General features: G+C 71.9%; 28 protein-coding genes. 27 read left to right on the top strand and 1 reads right to left on the bottom strand.

Annotation, left to right across the window (positions count from 1 at the left end):
• The 27 genes from rplV to truA all read left to right on the top strand — a co-directional run bounded on the left by rplV (window position 1) and on the right by truA (window position 15310).
• Window positions 1-480: a 50S ribosomal protein L22 gene (gene rplV / locus ACI796_RS04645; protein WP_456940081.1), complete on the top strand. Its 480-nt coding sequence runs from the start codon at window positions 1-3 to the stop codon at window positions 478-480.
• A complete protein-coding gene (rpsC, locus tag ACI796_RS04640; RefSeq protein ID WP_456940080.1) occupies window positions 480-1388 on the top strand; it encodes a 30S ribosomal protein S3 in 909 nt (302 codons plus the stop codon). The genes rplV and rpsC overlap by 1 nt, the downstream gene beginning before the upstream one ends.
• A 3-nt stretch (window positions 1389-1391) precedes the next feature.
• Entirely contained in the window at window positions 1392-1808 is a 417-nt protein-coding gene (gene rplP, locus ACI796_RS04635) for a 50S ribosomal protein L16 (protein ID WP_387987743.1), read from the top strand.
• On the top strand, window positions 1808-2041 hold the full coding sequence (rpmC, locus tag ACI796_RS04630; protein WP_387987741.1) for a 50S ribosomal protein L29: 234 nt from the start codon (window positions 1808-1810) through the stop codon (window positions 2039-2041). Before rplP ends, rpmC begins: the two co-directional genes overlap by 1 nt.
• Window positions 2038-2337, top strand: coding sequence for a 30S ribosomal protein S17 (gene rpsQ, locus ACI796_RS04625; RefSeq protein WP_456940079.1), 300 nt, complete (start codon window positions 2038-2040; stop codon window positions 2335-2337). The genes rpmC and rpsQ overlap by 4 nt, the downstream gene beginning before the upstream one ends.
• 220 nt (window positions 2338-2557) lie before the next feature.
• Complete coding sequence (rplN, locus tag ACI796_RS04620; RefSeq protein ID WP_387987738.1) at window positions 2558-2926, top strand: 50S ribosomal protein L14; 369 nt, start codon at window positions 2558-2560, stop codon at window positions 2924-2926.
• 2 nt (window positions 2927-2928) lie between these two features.
• Window positions 2929-3282: a 50S ribosomal protein L24 gene (rplX, locus tag ACI796_RS04615; RefSeq protein ID WP_456940078.1), complete on the top strand. Its 354-nt coding sequence runs from the start codon at window positions 2929-2931 to the stop codon at window positions 3280-3282.
• Between the two features lie 2 nt (window positions 3283-3284).
• Complete coding sequence (gene rplE, locus ACI796_RS04610) at window positions 3285-3869, top strand: 50S ribosomal protein L5 (protein ID WP_456940077.1); 585 nt, start codon at window positions 3285-3287, stop codon at window positions 3867-3869.
• Window positions 3870-3891: 22 nt separating this feature from the next.
• Complete coding sequence (locus tag ACI796_RS04605; RefSeq protein ID WP_012950469.1) at window positions 3892-4077, top strand: type Z 30S ribosomal protein S14; 186 nt, start codon at window positions 3892-3894, stop codon at window positions 4075-4077.
• Window positions 4078-4199: 122 nt separating this feature from the next.
• Window positions 4200-4604, top strand: a complete 405-nt coding sequence (gene rpsH, locus ACI796_RS04600; RefSeq protein WP_456901390.1) for a 30S ribosomal protein S8 — start codon at window positions 4200-4202, stop codon at window positions 4602-4604.
• Between the two features lie 14 nt (window positions 4605-4618).
• On the top strand, window positions 4619-5158 hold the full coding sequence (gene rplF / locus ACI796_RS04595; RefSeq protein WP_456940076.1) for a 50S ribosomal protein L6: 540 nt from the start codon (window positions 4619-4621) through the stop codon (window positions 5156-5158).
• A complete protein-coding gene (rplR, locus tag ACI796_RS04590; protein WP_387987729.1) occupies window positions 5158-5565 on the top strand; it encodes a 50S ribosomal protein L18 in 408 nt (135 codons plus the stop codon). The genes rplF and rplR overlap by 1 nt, the downstream gene beginning before the upstream one ends.
• A gap of 40 nt (window positions 5566-5605) precedes the next feature.
• Window positions 5606-6220, top strand: a complete 615-nt coding sequence (gene rpsE / locus ACI796_RS04585; protein ID WP_387987727.1) for a 30S ribosomal protein S5 — start codon at window positions 5606-5608, stop codon at window positions 6218-6220.
• A gap of 1 nt (window position 6221) precedes the next feature.
• The gene (gene rpmD / locus ACI796_RS04580; RefSeq protein ID WP_387987725.1) at window positions 6222-6401 is read left to right on the top strand and encodes a 50S ribosomal protein L30; all 180 of its coding nucleotides are present in this window, start codon (window positions 6222-6224) and stop codon (window positions 6399-6401) included.
• 13 nt (window positions 6402-6414) lie between these two features.
• Window positions 6415-6858: a 50S ribosomal protein L15 gene (gene rplO / locus ACI796_RS04575; RefSeq protein WP_456940075.1), complete on the top strand. Its 444-nt coding sequence runs from the start codon at window positions 6415-6417 to the stop codon at window positions 6856-6858.
• A 181-nt stretch (window positions 6859-7039) separates the two neighbouring features.
• On the top strand, window positions 7040-8350 hold the full coding sequence (gene secY / locus ACI796_RS04570; protein WP_456940074.1) for a preprotein translocase subunit SecY: 1311 nt from the start codon (window positions 7040-7042) through the stop codon (window positions 8348-8350).
• A gap of 8 nt (window positions 8351-8358) precedes the next feature.
• Window positions 8359-8958: an adenylate kinase gene (locus tag ACI796_RS04565; RefSeq protein WP_456940073.1), complete on the top strand. Its 600-nt coding sequence runs from the start codon at window positions 8359-8361 to the stop codon at window positions 8956-8958.
• Window positions 8959-9028: 70 nt separating this feature from the next.
• Window positions 9029-9832 carry a type I methionyl aminopeptidase gene (gene map / locus ACI796_RS04560; protein ID WP_456940072.1) on the top strand — a complete coding sequence of 268 codons (804 nt, stop codon included), beginning with the start codon at window positions 9029-9031 and terminating at the stop codon, window positions 9830-9832.
• A 298-nt stretch (window positions 9833-10130) separates the two neighbouring features.
• The gene (gene infA / locus ACI796_RS04555; protein WP_012950459.1) at window positions 10131-10352 is read left to right on the top strand and encodes a translation initiation factor IF-1; all 222 of its coding nucleotides are present in this window, start codon (window positions 10131-10133) and stop codon (window positions 10350-10352) included.
• A 73-nt stretch (window positions 10353-10425) separates the two neighbouring features.
• The gene (gene rpmJ / locus ACI796_RS04550) at window positions 10426-10539 is read left to right on the top strand and encodes a 50S ribosomal protein L36 (protein ID WP_012950458.1); all 114 of its coding nucleotides are present in this window, start codon (window positions 10426-10428) and stop codon (window positions 10537-10539) included.
• A 15-nt stretch (window positions 10540-10554) separates the two neighbouring features.
• A complete protein-coding gene (rpsM, locus tag ACI796_RS04545) occupies window positions 10555-10935 on the top strand; it encodes a 30S ribosomal protein S13 (RefSeq protein WP_456548794.1) in 381 nt (126 codons plus the stop codon).
• Window positions 10936-11035: 100 nt separating this feature from the next.
• Complete coding sequence (gene rpsK, locus ACI796_RS04540; protein ID WP_012950456.1) at window positions 11036-11443, top strand: 30S ribosomal protein S11; 408 nt, start codon at window positions 11036-11038, stop codon at window positions 11441-11443.
• Window positions 11444-11478: 35 nt separating this feature from the next.
• A complete protein-coding gene (rpsD, locus tag ACI796_RS04535; RefSeq protein ID WP_456929490.1) occupies window positions 11479-12105 on the top strand; it encodes a 30S ribosomal protein S4 in 627 nt (208 codons plus the stop codon).
• 119 nt (window positions 12106-12224) lie between these two features.
• Window positions 12225-13301, top strand: coding sequence for a DNA-directed RNA polymerase subunit alpha (locus tag ACI796_RS04530; RefSeq protein WP_387987713.1), 1077 nt, complete (start codon window positions 12225-12227; stop codon window positions 13299-13301).
• Between the two features lie 149 nt (window positions 13302-13450).
• Window positions 13451-14080, top strand: coding sequence for a 50S ribosomal protein L17 (gene rplQ, locus ACI796_RS04525; RefSeq protein WP_456940071.1), 630 nt, complete (start codon window positions 13451-13453; stop codon window positions 14078-14080).
• Window positions 14077-14454: a hypothetical protein gene (locus ACI796_RS04520; RefSeq protein ID WP_456940070.1), complete on the top strand. Its 378-nt coding sequence runs from the start codon at window positions 14077-14079 to the stop codon at window positions 14452-14454. The genes rplQ and ACI796_RS04520 overlap by 4 nt, the downstream gene beginning before the upstream one ends.
• Before the next feature lie 7 nt (window positions 14455-14461).
• A complete protein-coding gene (gene truA / locus ACI796_RS04515; protein WP_456940121.1) occupies window positions 14462-15310 on the top strand; it encodes a tRNA pseudouridine(38-40) synthase TruA in 849 nt (282 codons plus the stop codon).
• Here truA and ACI796_RS04510 read toward each other — a convergent pair.
• The gene (locus ACI796_RS04510) at window positions 15307-15969 is read right to left on the bottom strand and encodes an NAD(P)H-binding protein (RefSeq protein WP_456940069.1); all 663 of its coding nucleotides are present in this window, start codon (window positions 15967-15969) and stop codon (window positions 15307-15309) included. The two genes, truA and ACI796_RS04510, sit on opposite strands and share 4 nt — an antisense overlap.
• Window positions 15970-16001: the final 32 nt, after the last annotated feature.

The raw sequence follows: 16001 nt of genomic DNA, 5'->3' as shown, positions 1-16001 counted from the left end.
ATGACTTCCCAGCTGGGAGAGGAGACGCAGGTCGCCCGGGCCGTCGCCCGCGGCGTCCGCGTCACCCCCATGAAGGCACGCCGGGTGGTGGACCTCATCCGCTACCTGCCCACCGACGAGGCCCTGGCCCTGCTGCGGTTCGCCCCGCAGGCGGCCAGCGAGCCGGTGGCCAAGGTCGTCGCCAGCGCCGTCGCCAACGCCGAGCACAACCTGCGGCTGGACCCGGCCGCGCTCGTCGTCAGCGCCGCCTACGTGGACGAGGGCCCGACCATGAAGCGGATCCGGCCGCGCGCCCAGGGCCGCGCCTACCGCATCAACAAGCGGACCAGCCACATCACCGTCGAGGTGAGCGAGGTCGGCTCCAGCGCCGAGCTCGCCGGCAAGTCCCGCACCGCCCGCCGGCGCACCGGCCAGTCCGGCCCGGCGACGCAGCAGCAGGGCACGCAGCAGCGCTCCAACACGAGGGGAGGGACCCGCTAGTGGGTCAGAAGGTCAACCCGCACGGGTTCCGCCTCGGCATCACCACCGACTACAAGTCCCGGTGGTACGCCGACAAGCTGTACAAGGACTACGTCAAGGAAGACGTGGCCATCCGCAAGCTCATGTCCAAGGGCATGGAGCGCGCCGGCATCTCGAAGGTGGAGATCGAGCGCACCCGTGACCGGGTCCGGGTCGACATCCACACCGCCCGGCCGGGCATCGTCATCGGCCGCCGCGGCGCCGAGGCCGACCGCATCCGCGGCGAGCTGGAGAAGCTCACCGGCAAGCAGGTGCAGCTGAACATCCTCGAGGTCAAGAACCCCGAGGCCGACGCCCAGCTCGTGGCCCAGGCCGTGGCCGAGCAGCTGTCCAGCCGCGTCAGCTTCCGCCGCGCCATGCGCAAGGCCATGCAGTCGGCCCAGCGCAGCCCGCAGGTCAAGGGCATCCGGGTGCAGTGCTCCGGGCGCCTGGGCGGCACCGAGATGAGCCGGTCGGAGTTCTACCGCGAGGGTCGCGTGCCGCTGCACACCCTCCGGGCGAACATCGACTACGGCCTGTACGAGGCCCGCACCACCTTCGGCCGCATCGGCGTGAAGGTGTGGATCTACAAGGGCGACGTCAGCGGCTCGCGTGCCGAGCGCGAGGCCCTCGAGGCCCTCGCCGCGCGGCAGCAGCGCCGGGAGCGCCCGCAGCGCCCCCGCCGGTCGGGCTCCAGCGGCACCACCGCCGGTGGCACCGAGGCCGGCCGCGCCGCCGCCGAGTCGACGACCGGTCCGGAGACCGCCGCCGACAGCACCGTGGCCGTGACCTCGGGTGAGGTCGCGCCCGAGCAGACCGTCGCCGAGGCCGCCGGCCCCGAGGCGACCGCCGCGGCCGAGACGACCGCGACCGAGAACACGGAGGGCTGACACGTGCTGATCCCCCGGCGCGTCAAGCACCGCAAGCAGCACCACCCGGACCGCTCCGGCCGGGCCAAGGGCGGCACGGCGATCAACTTCGGTGAGTACGCCATCCAGGCCCTCGAGCCGGCGTACGTCACCAACCGCCAGATCGAGTCCGCCCGTATCGCCATGACCCGGCACATCCGCCGTGGCGGCAAGGTCTGGATCACGATCTACCCGGACCGCCCGCTCACCAAGAAGCCGGCCGAGACCCGCATGGGCTCCGGCAAGGGCTCCCCGGAGTGGTGGGTCGCCAACGTCAAGCCGGGCCGCGTCATGTTCGAGCTGTCGGGTGTCCCGGAGTCGGTGGCCCGCGAGGCCATGCGCCGCGCCATCCACAAGCTGCCCATGAAGGCTCGCTTCATCACGCGTGAAGGAGAGGTGTGATGGCCGCCGGTCTGACCGCCCCGGAGCTGCGCGAGCTCTCGGCCGAGGAGCTCGCCACGCGGCTGCGTGAGCACAAGGAAGAGCTGTTCAACCTGCGGTTCCAGGTGGCCACCGGCCAGCTGGACAACAACCGGCGACTGCAGACCGTCCGCCGCGACATCGCCCGGATCTACACGATCATGCGCGAGCGCGAGCTGGGCCTCTCGGTCGCCCCGAACGAGGGTGTGGCATGAGCGAGCCCGACAACACCGCTGTCGCCAGCGGCCCCGGCCTGGCCGGCCGCGGCTACCGCAAGGTCCGCGAGGGCCTCGTGGTCAGCGACAAGATGGACAAGACCATCGTCGTCGAGGTCGAGGACCGCGTGAAGCACGGCCTCTACGGCAAGGTCATCCGGCGCACCAGCAAGCTGAAGGCCCACGACGAGCAGGGCGTCGCCGGTGTCGGCGACCGCGTGCAGATCATGGAGACCCGGCCGCTGTCGGCCACCAAGCGGTGGCGGCTGGTCGAGGTCGTCGAGAAGGCCAAGTAAGACGCGTCGGGGGTCCGCGGGCCCTGTGACCGACGCCCTGTGGGGCGGGTCGCGGGACCGGGTACCCTGGACGACTGGCGCCCCTCCGGGTGAGCGCCACATCCCGGTACCCGTGTCGGACGCACCGGCGGCATCAGTCGCCGGTGCGTCCGCGCGTGGGTACCGGACAGCCGGTTCACCGTTCCGGCCCGGCTGTCACCACTGAGATTGGGAGTAGGACGTGATCCAGCAGGAGTCGCGGCTCCGGGTCGCCGACAACACCGGTGCGAAGGAGATCCTCTGCATCCGGGTGCTCGGCGGGTCCGGGCGGCGCTACGCGGGCATCGGCGACGTCATCGTGGCGACCGTCAAGGACGCGCTGCCCGGTGCCGGCGTCAAGCGCGGCGACGTCGTCAAGGCCGTCGTCGTCCGCACGCGGAAGGAGCGCCGTCGTCCCGACGGCTCCTACATCCGCTTCGACGAGAACGCCGCGGTGATCATCCGCGACAGCGGCGACCCGCGCGGTACGCGCATCTTCGGTCCCGTCGGCCGCGAGCTGCGCGACAAGCGCTTCATGCGGATCATCTCGCTCGCCCCGGAGGTGCTCTGACCATGGCTGCCAAGAAGACCCCGCCGGCCAAGACGCCGGGCATGAAGGTGAAGAAGGGCGACACCGTGGTGGTCCTGTCCGGCAAGGACAAGGGCGCCAGGGGTCGCGTCATCGCCGCCTACCCCAAGCTGCAGAAGGTCCTCGTCGAGGGCGTCGGCCGCGTCAAGAAGCACACCCGCATCAGCTCGAACCAGCGGGGCGCGCAGCAGGGCGGCATCGTCACCCAGGAGGCTCCCATCCACGTCAGCAACGTGATGGTGATCGACTCCGAGGGGACGCCGACCCGGGTCGGCTACCGCAAGGACGAGGAAGGCCGCAACATCCGGGTGTCGCGGCGGACCGGTAAGGACCTCTGACGATGACTGCACCCACCCGTGAGCTCCCGCGCCTGCTGGCGCACTACCGCGAGTCGATCGTGCCGGCGCTCCAGGAGGAGTTCGGCTACGAGAACGTCATGCAGATCCCGCGGCTGACGAAGATCGTCGTCAACATGGGCGTCGGCGAGGCCACCCGCGACGCGAAGCTGATGGACGGCGCGGTCCGCGACCTCACCGCCATCACCGGCCAGCGCCCGGCCGTCGTCCGGGCCCGCAAGTCCATCGCCCAGTTCAAGCTGCGCGAGGGCATGCCCATCGGCGCCAAGGTCACCCTCCGCGGCGACCGCATGTGGGAGTTCCTCGACCGGCTCCTGGCGCTGGCCCTGCCCCGCATCCGCGACTTCCGCGGCCTGAACGCCAAGCAGTTCGACGGGCACGGCAACTACACGTTCGGGCTGACCGAGCAGTCGATGTTCCGCGAGATCGACGTCGACAAGATCGACCGTCCGCGCGGCATGGACATCACGCTGGTCACCACCGCCACGAACGACGAGGAGGGTCGCGAGCTGCTCCGCCTGCTGGGCTTCCCGTTCGCCGGCCAGCCCGTCGTCACCACCATCCGCTGAGCCGGGCCGAGGAGACACCGAGATGGCCAAGAAGGCGCTGATCAACAAGGCGGCCCGCAAGCCCAAGTTCGCGGTCCGCGGCTACACCCGCTGCCAGCGGTGCGGTCGTCCGCACTCGGTCTTCCGCAAGTTCGGCCTCTGCCGGATCTGCCTGCGGGAGATGGCGCACGCCGGCGAGCTGCCGGGCGTGAGCAAGTCCAGCTGGTAGTCCGCAGTCCCCGCCCCGCGCGCTGACCGCGCGGGGCGGGCCCCCAGCTCCACCGGTCGCCGAGAGGCCCACGCGAGGGACGCGTGAGGAACCGCGGCGAGAGAGGCACGACACCCATGACGATGACCGACCCGATCGCGGACATGCTCACGCGGCTGCGCAACGCGAACACGGCCTACCACGACTCGACGCGCATGCCGTCGTCGAAGCTCAAGACGCACATCGCCGAGATCCTCCAGCAGGAGGGCTACATCGCCGGCTGGCGCGTCGAGGACGTCGAGAAGGACGGCGCCACCCGCAAGGAGCTGGTGATCGACCTGAAGTTCGGCCCCAACCGCGAGCGCAGCATCGCCGGGGTGCGCCGGGTGTCCAAGCCGGGCCTGCGGGTCTACGCGAAGTCGAACGCCCTGCCGAAGGTCCTGGGCGGCCTGGGGGTGGCCATCATCTCCACCTCGACCGGGCTGCTGACCGACCGGCAGGCGACCAAGAAGGGCGTGGGCGGGGAAGTCCTCGCCTACGTCTGGTAAGAGGAGCGAGCGAGATGTCACGGATCGGACGACTGCCGGTTCCCGTGCCCGGTGGCGTGGACGTCACCATCGACGGCCAGACGGTCAGCGTGAAGGGCCCCAAGGGCACCCTGTCCCACACCGTCGCGGCGCCCATCACGGTCGCCCGGGGCGAGGACGGCACGCTGAGCGTCCAGCGGCCCGACGACCAGCGCGAGAGCCGGGCCCTGCACGGCCTGTCCCGCACCCTGATCGCCAACATGATCACCGGCGTCACCGAGGGCTACACCAAGACCCTCGAGATCGTCGGCGTCGGCTACCGCGTCCAGGCCCGCGGCTCGGACCTGGAGTTCGCGCTCGGCTACAGCCACCCGGTGCCGGTGCGTGCCCCCGAGGGCATCACCTTCACCGTCGAGTCGCCCACCCGCCTGCGGGTGACCGGCATCGACAAGCAGCAGGTCGGCCAGGTGGCCGCCAACATCCGCGGCCTCCGCAAGCCCGACCCGTACAAGGGCAAGGGCGTGCGCTACCAGGGCGAGGTCGTCAAGCGCAAGGTCGGGAAGACGGGTAAGTGATGGCACAGACCGAGAAGGCCGCTCGGGTGCACACGCCCGTCGGCACCGACATCAGCACCGCGCGCCGCGTCTCGCGGCTGCGCCGGCACAACCGGCTCCGCAAGCGGGTCTCCGGCACGCCGGACCGCCCGCGCATGGTGGTCAACCGCAGCACGCGGCACATCCACGTGCAGGTCGTGGACGACACCGCCGGCCGTACGCTGGTGAGCGCCTCGACGCTCGACGCCAGCCTGCGCGGGGCCGAGGGCGACAAGTCCGCCCTGGCCCGCCGGGTCGGCGCCCTGGTCGCCGAGCGCGCCCAGGCCGCCGGCATCACCAAGGTCGTGTTCGACCGCGGGGGCAACCGCTACCAGGGCCGCATCGCCGCGCTGGCCGACGGCGCGCGTGAGGGCGGGCTGGACTTCTGATGAGCAGCACCGCCAACCAGCAGATCGAGAGGGACGTCTGATGCCAGGACCACAGCGACGCGGCGGCGGCGCCGGCGGCGGCAACGACCGCCGCGACCGTCGTGACGGCGGGCGGGGGCCCGGCGGCGCGCCTGCCGAGAAGAGCAACTACATCGAGCGCGTGGTGGCCATCAACCGCGTGTCGAAGGTCGTCAAGGGTGGTCGGCGCTTCAGCTTCACCGCCCTGGTGATCGTCGGCGACGGTGACGGCACCGTGGGCGTCGGCTACGGCAAGGCCAAGGAGGTGCCCGCGGCGATCGCCAAGGGCGTCGAGGAGGCCAAGAAGCACTTCTACAAGGTGCCGCGCATCGCCAGCACCATCCCGCACCCGGTGCAGGGTGAGGCCGCTGCCGGTGTCGTGCTGCTCAAGCCGGCCAGCCCCGGTACCGGTGTCATCGCCGGTGGCCCGGTGCGTGCCGTCCTCGAGTGCGCCGGCATCCACGACGTGCTCTCGAAGAGCCTCGGCTCGTCGAACCCGATCAACATCGTGCACGCCACCATGCAGGCGCTGAAGGAGCTCGTCCGCCCCGAGGAGATCGCCGCCCGCCGCGGGCTGCCCCTCGAGGACGTCGCCCCGGCCGCCATGCTGCGGGCGCGTGCGGGCCAGGGGGTCTGACATGGCGCAGCTGAAGGTGACCCAGGTCCGGTCGGCGATCGGCACGAAGCCCAACCAGCGGCAGACGCTGCGGTCCCTGGGCCTCAAGCGGATCAACGACACGGTCGTGCAGGAGGACCGTCCCGAGATCCGCGGGATGGTCGCCACGGTGACGCACCTCGTCGCCGTCGAAGAGATCTGAGCAGGGACTCGTCATGACTCTCAAGGTCCACCACCTGCGTCCGGCCCCGGGCGCCCACACCCCCAAGACGCGCGTCGGCCGGGGTGAGGGCTCCAAGGGCAAGACCGCCGGTCGCGGCACCAAGGGCACCGGGGCGCGCGGCACCACGTCCGCGCGCTTCGAGGGCGGCCAGACGCCGCTGCACATGCGGCTGCCCAAGATGTCCGGCTTCAAGAACCGCAACAAGGTCGTGTTCCAGGTCGTCAACCTCGACCGGATCGCGTCCCTGTTCCCGCAGGGCGGGCACGTCGACCCCGACACGCTCGCCGACGCCGGCGCGGTCCGCCGCGGCCAGCCGGTGAAGGTCCTCGGCACCGGTGACCTGGGCGGCGTCCAGGTCACCGTGCACGCGCACGCCTTCTCGGCCTCCGCCGCCGAGAAGATCGCCGCGGCCGGGGGCAGCACCACCCGCATCTGACCGCCGACGACCCCCGGGTGCCCCATCGCCCCGGGGGTCGTCTGCTGTCCGGCCCGGGCGCCCGCGCGCCCGAGCCCCGGGGAGCCGATCCGTCCCCGCCGGTCTGCCACCGGTGAGGGAGGGTGTGACCGGTGCGACCCCCGTCGTTGCTAACCTCATCCGACCGAGCAGGGGAGGGCACGTGCTGCAGGCGTTCGCCGCGGCGTTCCGGACGCCAGACCTCCGGCGCAAGTTGCTGTTCTCCCTGGCGATCATCGCCGTGTACCGGCTGGGCGCCTCGGTGCCCGGCCCGGGGGTCTCCGTCGAGGCGATCAACAGCTGTCTCGAGCAGGCGCAGGCGGGCAGCCAGCGCGACGTCTACTCGCTGGTGAACCTGTTCTCCGGCGGGGCGCTGCTCCGGCTGTCGGTCTTCGCGCTGGGGATCATGCCGTACATCACCGCCAGCATCATCGTGCAGTTGCTGGTCGTGGTGATCCCGCGGTTCGAGCAGCTGAAGAAGGAAGGGCAGTCGGGCCAGCAGAAGCTGACCCAGTACACCCGCTACCTGACGATCGCCCTGGCGATCCTGCAGAGCACCGGCATCATCGCCCTGGCCCGCAGCGGCCAGCTGTTCCCCGGCTGCCAGCAGGACATCATCCCGTCGGACAGCATCTGGACGACGATCGTCCTCGTGGTCGCGCTGACCGCCGGCACCGCGGTGATCATGTGGCTCGGCGAGCTGCTCACCGAGAAGGGGATCGGCAACGGCATGTCCGTGCTGATCTTCACCTCGATCGCGGCCCGCATCCCGGCCGAGGGCGGCTCGATCCTGCAGACCCGCGGCGGTGTCGTCTTCGCCGTCGTCTGCGCCTTCGCCCTGCTGATCATCGGGGCCGTCGTCTACGTCGAGCAGGCGCAGCGACGCATCCCGGTCCAGTACGCCAAGCGCATGGTCGGCCGCCGCATGTACGGCGGCACCTCGACCTACCTCCCGCTCAAGGTGAACCAGGCCGGCGTCATCCCGGTCATCTTCGCCTCGTCGCTGCTGTACCTCCCGCAGCTGATCACCCAGCTCCAGGGTGACGAGACCGGCCCGGTCCGGCAGTTCTTCGAGAACTACGTCATCGACCAGAGCAGTCCGGTGCACGTCGCGCTGTACTTCGGCCTGATCGTGTTCTTCACGTACTTCTACGTGTCGATCACCTTCAACCCGGAGGAGCGGGCCGACGACATGAAGCGCTACGGCGGCTTCATCCCCGGCATCCGCCCGGGCCGGCCGACGGCGGAGTACCTCCAGTACGTGCTGTCCCGGATCACCCTCCCCGGGTCGATCTACCTGGGGATCGTCGCGGTGCTCCCGAACTTCTTCCTGTCGATCACGCAGCAGGGGGCGAACCAGAACTTCCCGTTCGGCGGGACCGCAGTGCTGATCATGGTGGGAGTGGGCTTGGAGACCGTGAAGCAGATCGAGACGCAGCTCAACCAGCGCAACTACGAAGGGTTCCTGAAGTAGTGCGCATCGTGCTGCTGGGTCCGCCGGGAGCCGGCAAGGGGACCCAGGCCCAGATCATCGCCGGCCAGCTGGGCGTGCCCGCCATCTCGACCGGCGACATCTTCCGCGCCAACGTCAGTGGCCAGACCGAGCTCGGCCGCAAGGCCAAGGTCTACATGGACGCCGGCGACCTCGTCCCCGACGAGATCACCGTCGCGATGGTCAAGGACCGGCTCGCCGAGCCCGACGCCAAGGCCGGCTTCCTGCTGGACGGCTTCCCCCGCACCATCGCCCAGGCCGAGCAGCTGCGCGGCTCCCTGGAGGAGCTCGGGCACGGACTCGACCGCGTCGTCGAGCTCGTCGTCGAGGAGGAGGAGCTGGTGCGCCGGCTCTCCGGGCGCCGGATGCTCGTCGACGGCGAGTGGGTGCAGCGCGACGACGACCGGCCCGAGACGGTGCGGCACCGCCTCGAGGTCTACCGGGAACAGACCGCCCCGCTGTCCGGGTTCTACGACGGCGAGGGGTTGCTGTCGCGCATCGACGCGATCGGCACCATCGAGGAGGTCACCGCCCGGGTGATGACCGCCCTGGGCCGGCCCGTGCAGCCCGGGCAGCCGAGCGACAGCTGAGGGGACGGCGCCGCCGATGTCGGCCGGGATCCTGGCCCGCCTCCCGCTGCTGGCGAAGTGGAGTGGACGCATGATCCAGATCAAGACACCGCACGAGATCGAGCTCATGCGCGGTGCCGGCCTCGTCGTCGCGAAGGCGATCGCCGCTGTCCGCGCGGCGATCCGCCCCGGCGTGACCACCGGGGAGCTCGACGCGATCGCCGAGGACGTCATCCGGTCCTCGGGGGCGATCCCGTCGTTCCTCGGCTACCACGGCTTCACCGGCAGCATCTGCGCGTCGATCAACGACGAGGTCGTGCACGGCATCCCGAACCCGGAGCGCACCCTCGCCGAGGGCGACAACATCTCCATCGACTGCGGCGCGATCCTCGACGGCTGGCACGGCGACTCGGCCGTCACCGTGACCGTGGGTCCGCCGTCGGCCGAGGACGCGGCGCTCATCGACGTCACCGAGCGGTCGATGTGGGCCGGGCTGGCGAGGGCCGTCGCCGGCGGGCGGCTCACCGACATCAGCTCCGCGGTCGAGCAGGCCATCACCGCCGAGTCGCACCCGTACGGGATCGTCGACCACTACGGCGGGCACGGCATCGGCACCGAGATGCACCAGGACCCGCACGTCCTCAACTACGGCCGGCCCGGCCGCGGCCCGCGGCTGGTCCCCGGCCTGGCGCTGGCGATCGAGCCCATGGTCACCGTGGGCGACCCCGCCACCGCCGAACTCGAGGACGGCTGGACCGTGGTCACCAAGGACGGCTCCCGGGCCGCCCACTTCGAGCACACCGTCGCCATCACCCCCGAGGGGCCCTGGGTCCTGACGGCGGAGGACGGCGGCGTGGCGGGGCTGGCCCCCTTCGGGATCACCCCGCGCACCTGAGCGAGGACCCCCCGCCGCTCGCAGGCTCCTGGCGGGCCCCGCGAGGGGGCCACCCCGGGCGTTCCGTTGTGACGGAGGCCGGGTTGGAGCGCCCCGCTGCAGCGGGGTACAGTGAACGACGGCGTTCGCGCCGTCCTGTCGTCGTGCTGTGGCCGCACGACCCGGGACGCCCTCGCGGGAGCGCCTGCACCACCTGGTCTGCAACCACCGCGTACGACCCGGCCGGCTCCGGCGCGGGCGCATGCGACTCCAGCACCACACCAACCAGCACCACCGAGTCAGGGAGGCCGTGTCGGGCATGGCGAAGAAGGACGGGGCCATCGAGGTCGAGGGTCGCGTCGTCGAGCCGCTGCCCAACGCGATGTTCCGGGTCGAGCTGCAGAACGGGCACCGGGTGCTCGCCCACATCAGCGGCAAGATGCGCCAGCACTACATCCGCATCCTGCCCGAGGACCGCGTCGTCGTGGAGCTCTCGCCCTACGACCTGACTCGCGGTCGCATCGTCTACCGCTACAAGTGACCGCCGCCGGCGCGGGGCACCTCCGGGTGCCGCGCGGGCGGCCATCGATCGACAGGAATGAGGGGCGGCACCGGTGAAGGTCCAGCCGTCGGTGAAGAAGATCTGCGACAAGTGCAAGGTGATCCGCCGGCACGGCCGGGTCATGGTCATCTGCGACAACGCCCGCCACAAGCAGCGGCAGGGCTGAGGGAGTACCTGAGACATGGCACGACTGGCCGGCGTCGACCTGCCCCGCGAGAAGCGGATGGAGATCGCGCTCACCTACATCTACGGGATCGGCAAGACCCACGCCAAGGAGACCCTCGCGGCGACCGGCGTGAGCCCCGACCTGCGGGCCAAGGACCTCTCCGACGAGGACCTGCTCAAGCTGCGCGACTACATCGACGAGCACTTCCGCGTCGAGGGTGACCTCCGCCGCGAGGTGGCCGCTGACATCCGCCGCAAGGTGGAGATCGGCTGCTACCAGGGCCTGCGCCACCGTCGTGGCCTGCCCGTGCACGGCCAGCGCACCCGCACCAACGCGCGCTCCAGCAAGGGCCCGCGCAAGACCATCGCCGGCAAGAAGAAGGCCGGCAAGAAGTAAGCCGTGAGGCGCGCTGTCGCACGACCCGTGAGGGCGGGAGCGACGGTGCGCCCCTCGTGCTCATCTGGCCACTGAACGCTCAGAAGGAAACCGGAGAGACATGCCTCCCAGGGCTCGCGCCGCGGCTGGTGCCAAGAAGGTCCGCCGCAAGGAGAAGAAGAACGTCGCCCACGGCGCCGCGCACATCAAGAGCACGTTCAACAACACGATCGTGTCGATCACCGACCCGACCGGCAACGTGATCAGCTGGGCCTCCGCCGGCCACGTCGGCTTCAAGGGCTCGCGCAAGTCGACGCCGTTCGCCGCCCAGATGGCCGCCGAGAACGCCGCGCGCAAGGCCCAGGAGCACGGCATGCGCAAGGTCGACGTCTTCGTGAAGGGCCCGGGCTCGGGCCGCGAGACCGCGATCCGCTCGCTGCAGGCCACCGGCCTCGAGGTGGGGCAGATCCAGGACGTGACGCCGCAGCCGCACAACGGCTGCCGCCCCAAGAAGCGCCGCCGGGTCTGACCGGCCACTGACGAGAAGAACGAGGAGTACCTGACGTGGCCCGTTACGCCGGAGCCGACTGCCGCCTCTGCCGGCGCGAGAAGATGAAGCTGTTCCTCAAGGGCAGCAAGTGCGAGTCCCCGAAGTGCCCGATCGAGATCCGGCCCTACCCGCCGGGCGAGCACGGCCGGGGCCGCAGCAAGGACAGCGAGTACCTCCTGCAGCTGCGCGAGAAGCAGAAGGCCCGCCGCATCTACGGCGTCCTCGAGAAGCAGTTCCGCGGCTACTACGAGGAGGCCAACCGCAAGACCGGCAAGACCGGTGAGGTCCTGCTGCAGATCCTCGAGTCCCGCCTGGACAACGTCGTGTACCGGGCCGGCTGGGGCGAGAGCCGCGACATGGCCCGCCAGCTGGTCAAGCACGGCCACATCCGGGTGAACGGCCGCAAGGTCGACATCCCGTCCTACCGGGTCAGCGCGAACGACATCATCGAGGTCGCCGAGAAGTCGCGGCGGATGGTGCCCTTCGAGATCGCCCAGGCCCGCGCCGGCGAGCGCCCCGTGCCGCCGTGGCTGGAGGTCATCAGCGGCCAGCTGCGCGCCGTCGTGCACAGCGTCCCGGCCCGCCAGGTGATCGACACCCCGGTGCAGGAGCAGCTGATCGTCGAGCTCTACTCCAAGTAAGGGCTCGCAGCACCACACAGCACCACCGGCCCCGGCGGGCGGACCGATGTCCGCCGGGGCCCGCACCACCCCCTCACGGCGTCATATGGCGGGCGCCGGAGGAACCGGAGGAGAACACCATGCTCATCGCACAGCGTCCGACGCTGACCGAGGAGACCCTCACCGAGCAGCGCTCGCGGTTCGTCATCGAGCCGCTCGAGCCCGGCTTCGGCTACACCCTCGGCAACTCGCTGCGCCGCACCCTCCTGTCCTCGATCCCCGGAGCTGCCGTCACCAGCATCCGGATCGAGGGCACCCTGCACGAGTTCACCACCGTGCCCGGGGTCAAGGAGGACGTCACCGAGATCATCCTCAACCTCAAGGGCCTGGTCGTCAGCTCCGACTCCGACGAGCCGGTGACCATGTACCTGCGCAAGCAGGGCCCCGGTGAGGTCACCGCCGCCGACATCGCGCCCCCGGCCGGTGTCGAGGTGCACAACCCCGACCTGCACATCGCCACCCTCAACGGCAAGGGCCGGCTGGAGATCGAGCTGGTCGTCGAGCGGGGCCGCGGGTACGTCCCGGCGCCGCAGAACAAGCAGCCCGGCCAGGAGATCGGCCGCATCCCGGTCGATTCCATCTACTCGCCGGTCCTCAAGGTCACCTACGCCGTCGAGGCCACCCGCGTCGAGCAGCGCACCGACTTCGACCGCCTCGTGGTCGACGTCGAGACCAAGCCCTCGATCGCCCCGCGGGACGCCATCGCCTCCGCCGGCTCCACGCTGGTCGAGCTGTTCGGCCTGCTGCGCGAGCTGAACGTCGACGCCGAGGGCATCGAGGTCGGGCCCAGCCCGGCCGAGGCCGCCGACATCGCGAACTTCTCGATGCCGATCGAGGACATGGACCTCACCGTCCGGTCCTACAACTGCCTCAAGCGCGAGGGCGTGCACACCGTCGGCGAGCTGGTCACCCGCTCGGAGGCCGACCTGCTCGACATCCGCAACTTCGGGGCCAAGTCGATCGACGAGGTCAAGATGAAGCTGGCGGCCATGGGCCTGGCGCTCAAGGACAGCCCGCCCGGGTTCATCCCGACCTCGGTCGAGAGCTACGACGAGGGCTACGAGACCGACGCCTACCAGGGCCACGGCGAGTACGGCACCGAGTACGGGCAGGTCCAGTACGACGACGGCTCCTACCAGGAGACCGAGCAGCTCTGACGCTGCACCGGCCGGGCGGCGGGACGACCGCCGCCCGGCCGGACCGCGTGGGCCCGGTCGAGGCGGGTCCGCCACACTGACACAGCGACGACAGCACCACCTGGATGCAGCCGGCACACGCCCGCCCGGCCGCCTGAGGAAGGACCGACATGCCCACCCCCACCAAGGGCCCCCGTCTCGGCGGGTCCGCCTCCCACGAGCGGCTGATGCTGGCGAACCTGGCCACGTCGCTGTTCGAGCACGGGCGGATCACCACCACCGAGGCGAAGGCGAAGCGGCTGCGCCCGTTCGCCGAGAAGCTGGTCACCTTCGCCAAGCGCGGTGACCTGCACGCGCGCCGCCAGGTGATGACGGTCATCCGGGACAAGGACGTCGTCCACCACCTGTTCGCGGAGATCGGCCCGCGCTTCGAGAACCGGCCCGGCGGCTACACCCGCATCACCAAGGTCGGCCCGCGCAAGGGCGACAACGCCCCCATGGCCGTCATCGAGCTGGTCGAGGCGCTGACCGTGGCCCAGCAGGCCGTCGGTGAGGCCGAGCGCGCCCGCGGCACCCGCTTCGCCGCCGGCGCCGGCGCGGCCGCCGCCTCCGGTGAGGTCACCGCGGACGCCGTCGAGACCGCCGCGGCCGACGAGGACACCACCGCGGCCGACGAGACCTCCGAGGCCACGGACGCCGACGTCACCGAGGCCGAGGTCACCGAGGCGACCGACGCCGACGACACCGCCGTGGCCGCTGACGCCGAGGCCCCGGCCGAGGACGCGGACGGCTCCAAGTGACCGAGCAGCCGGGCCAGCGCGGCGACGCCGGCGCGGCCGGGGTCTCCGCCGGCGGCGGCGACCAGGGCGCGACGTTCGAGGGCGAGACCACCGGTCCCGGTGGCGACACCTCGCCGGCCGTGACCTCCGGTGAGGTCGACGCCGAGGCCCAGGAGGTCGTGACCGACCTCTACAACCCGGACGGCGAGCGCCAGGACGACGGCGACGTGACGCCCGAGCCCAAGGCCGAGAACCTGGCCGTGGTCGAGGACCCGGCGCTGTCCCCGGACGTGGCCGCCGCGGCGGCCGCCGAGGTCGAGGCCGCCGAGATCGGCGACGCCGCCACCGCGGGCACCCACGCCCCCGGCGGCGAGTCCGCGCCCGACCCGAAGTGACCCGCCGCTGACCACCGAGCACCACCGCGACGAGCCCGCTCCCGATCCCGGGGGCGGGCTCGTCCGTCTCCGGCTGTCCGTCGCCTACGACGGGACGGACTTCTCCGGCTGGGCCCGCCAGCCCGGGCGGCGCACCGTGCAGGGCGAGCTGGAGTCCGCGCTGGCCACCGTGCTGCGCGCGCCGGTCGAGCTGACCGTGGCCGGCCGCACCGACGCCGGCGTGCACGCCACCGGGCAGGTCGCGCACGCCGACGTCCCGCGCGTCGCCTGGGAGGAGCAGCGCGAGCGCCTCGTCCGCCGGCTGCGCGGCCTGCTGCCGCCGGACGTGGCGGTGCCCGCCGTCGCCGAGGCGCCCCCGGGCTTCGACGCCCGCTTCGGCGCCCTGGCGCGGCACTACGTCTACCGGCTCACCGACAGCGACGCCGGGCCACCGCCGCTGCGCCGGGCGGACACCGTCGGCTGGCCCCGCCGGCTCGACGCCGCCGCCATGGACGCCGCCGCCCGCCTCATGACGGGCGCGCACGACTTCGCCGCCTTCTGCCGCCGCCGCGAGGGCGCCACGACCGTCCGCACCCTGCTGGAGCTGGCGGTGGCCCGCGACGGCGACCTGGTGACCGTCACGGCCTCCGCGGACGCCTTCTGCCACTCGATGGTGCGCAGCCTCGTGGGCTCGCTGGTGGCGGTCGGGGAGGGGCGCCGGGCGCCGGAGTGGCCGGCCGGGCTGCTCGACCGCCGGGAGCGGGCGGGCGAGGTCGTCGTCGCCCCACCCGGGGGGCTCACGCTGGTGCGGGTCGACTACCCGGCCGACCCCGAGCTCGCCGCCCGCGCGCTGGTCACCCGCGCCCGCCGCGACTAGGGGAGCGCGGCGACCGCCTCGGCGACCGGTGTCTCGCCGGACACCAGCTCCACGACCTCGTTCGTCTTGCCCGAGTCGAGGAAGGCCAGCAGGACCGCGGCGACGTCGTCGCGGGGGACCTCGCCGTACCCGACGCCGTGGGCGAGAGTCACCCGGCCGGTGCCGGGCTCGTCGGTCAGCCGCCCGGGCCGCACGATCACGGTGTCCAGCGCGGTGCGCGGCAGGATGACGTCCTCGGCACGCAGCTTGGCCTGCAGGTAGACGGCGAACACCGGGTCCATGCCCTTCGGCGTCCCCTGCCGGGCCTGCTCGACGCCCATCGAGGACACCAGCAGGTAGGGGCGGACGCCGGCCCGCTCGGCGGCGTCGGCCAGCAGGACCGCGGCGCGGTGGTCGACGGTGTGCTTGCGCTCCGCCCCGCTGCCCGGGCCGGCGCCCGCGGCGAACACGACGGCGTCGGCGCCGCGGACGACCTCCGCGACGTCGTCGACCGAGGCGGACTCCAGGTCCAGCACCGCGGGCGTGACGCCGTCGGCCTCGAGGTCGGCGGTGTGCTCGGGGTTGCGGACGATGCCGACGACGGTGTCCCCGCGTCCGGAGAGCAGCCGGCCGAGGCGGCGGGCGACCTGACCGTGGGCACCGGCGATGACGACGCGCATGCCGCCGTCCTACCACCCGGCGGCCGGGGCGG

It is taken from the genome of Geodermatophilus sp. SYSU D00525 (genome assembly GCF_054050475.1).
This window is presented reverse-complemented; position numbering and strand designations above follow the sequence as displayed.

Coding starts and splice junctions, on each gene's coding strand:
- rplV (WP_456940081.1), top strand. CDS start 1: ATGACTTCCCAGCTGGGAGAGGAGACGCAGGTCGCCCGGGCCGTCGCC.
- rpmC (WP_387987741.1), top strand. CDS start 1,808: ATGGCCGCCGGTCTGACCGCCCCGGAGCTGCGCGAGCTCTCGGCCGAG.
- rpsQ (WP_456940079.1), top strand. CDS start 2,038: ATGAGCGAGCCCGACAACACCGCTGTCGCCAGCGGCCCCGGCCTGGCC.
- rplX (WP_456940078.1), top strand. CDS start 2,929: ATGGCTGCCAAGAAGACCCCGCCGGCCAAGACGCCGGGCATGAAGGTG.
- rplE (WP_456940077.1), top strand. CDS start 3,285: ATGACTGCACCCACCCGTGAGCTCCCGCGCCTGCTGGCGCACTACCGC.
- ACI796_RS04605 (WP_012950469.1), top strand. CDS start 3,892: ATGGCCAAGAAGGCGCTGATCAACAAGGCGGCCCGCAAGCCCAAGTTC.
- rpsH (WP_456901390.1), top strand. CDS start 4,200: ATGACCGACCCGATCGCGGACATGCTCACGCGGCTGCGCAACGCGAAC.
- rplF (WP_456940076.1), top strand. CDS start 4,619: ATGTCACGGATCGGACGACTGCCGGTTCCCGTGCCCGGTGGCGTGGAC.
- rplR (WP_387987729.1), top strand. CDS start 5,158: ATGGCACAGACCGAGAAGGCCGCTCGGGTGCACACGCCCGTCGGCACC.
- rpsE (WP_387987727.1), top strand. CDS start 5,606: ATGCCAGGACCACAGCGACGCGGCGGCGGCGCCGGCGGCGGCAACGAC.
- rpmD (WP_387987725.1), top strand. CDS start 6,222: ATGGCGCAGCTGAAGGTGACCCAGGTCCGGTCGGCGATCGGCACGAAG.
- rplO (WP_456940075.1), top strand. CDS start 6,415: ATGACTCTCAAGGTCCACCACCTGCGTCCGGCCCCGGGCGCCCACACC.
- map (WP_456940072.1), top strand. CDS start 9,029: ATGATCCAGATCAAGACACCGCACGAGATCGAGCTCATGCGCGGTGCC.
- infA (WP_012950459.1), top strand. CDS start 10,131: ATGGCGAAGAAGGACGGGGCCATCGAGGTCGAGGGTCGCGTCGTCGAG.
- rpsM (WP_456548794.1), top strand. CDS start 10,555: ATGGCACGACTGGCCGGCGTCGACCTGCCCCGCGAGAAGCGGATGGAG.
- rpsK (WP_012950456.1), top strand. CDS start 11,036: ATGCCTCCCAGGGCTCGCGCCGCGGCTGGTGCCAAGAAGGTCCGCCGC.
- ACI796_RS04530 (WP_387987713.1), top strand. CDS start 12,225: ATGCTCATCGCACAGCGTCCGACGCTGACCGAGGAGACCCTCACCGAG.
- rplQ (WP_456940071.1), top strand. CDS start 13,451: ATGCCCACCCCCACCAAGGGCCCCCGTCTCGGCGGGTCCGCCTCCCAC.
- ACI796_RS04510 (WP_456940069.1), bottom strand. CDS start 15,969: ATGCGCGTCGTCATCGCCGGTGCCCACGGTCAGGTCGCCCGCCGCCTC.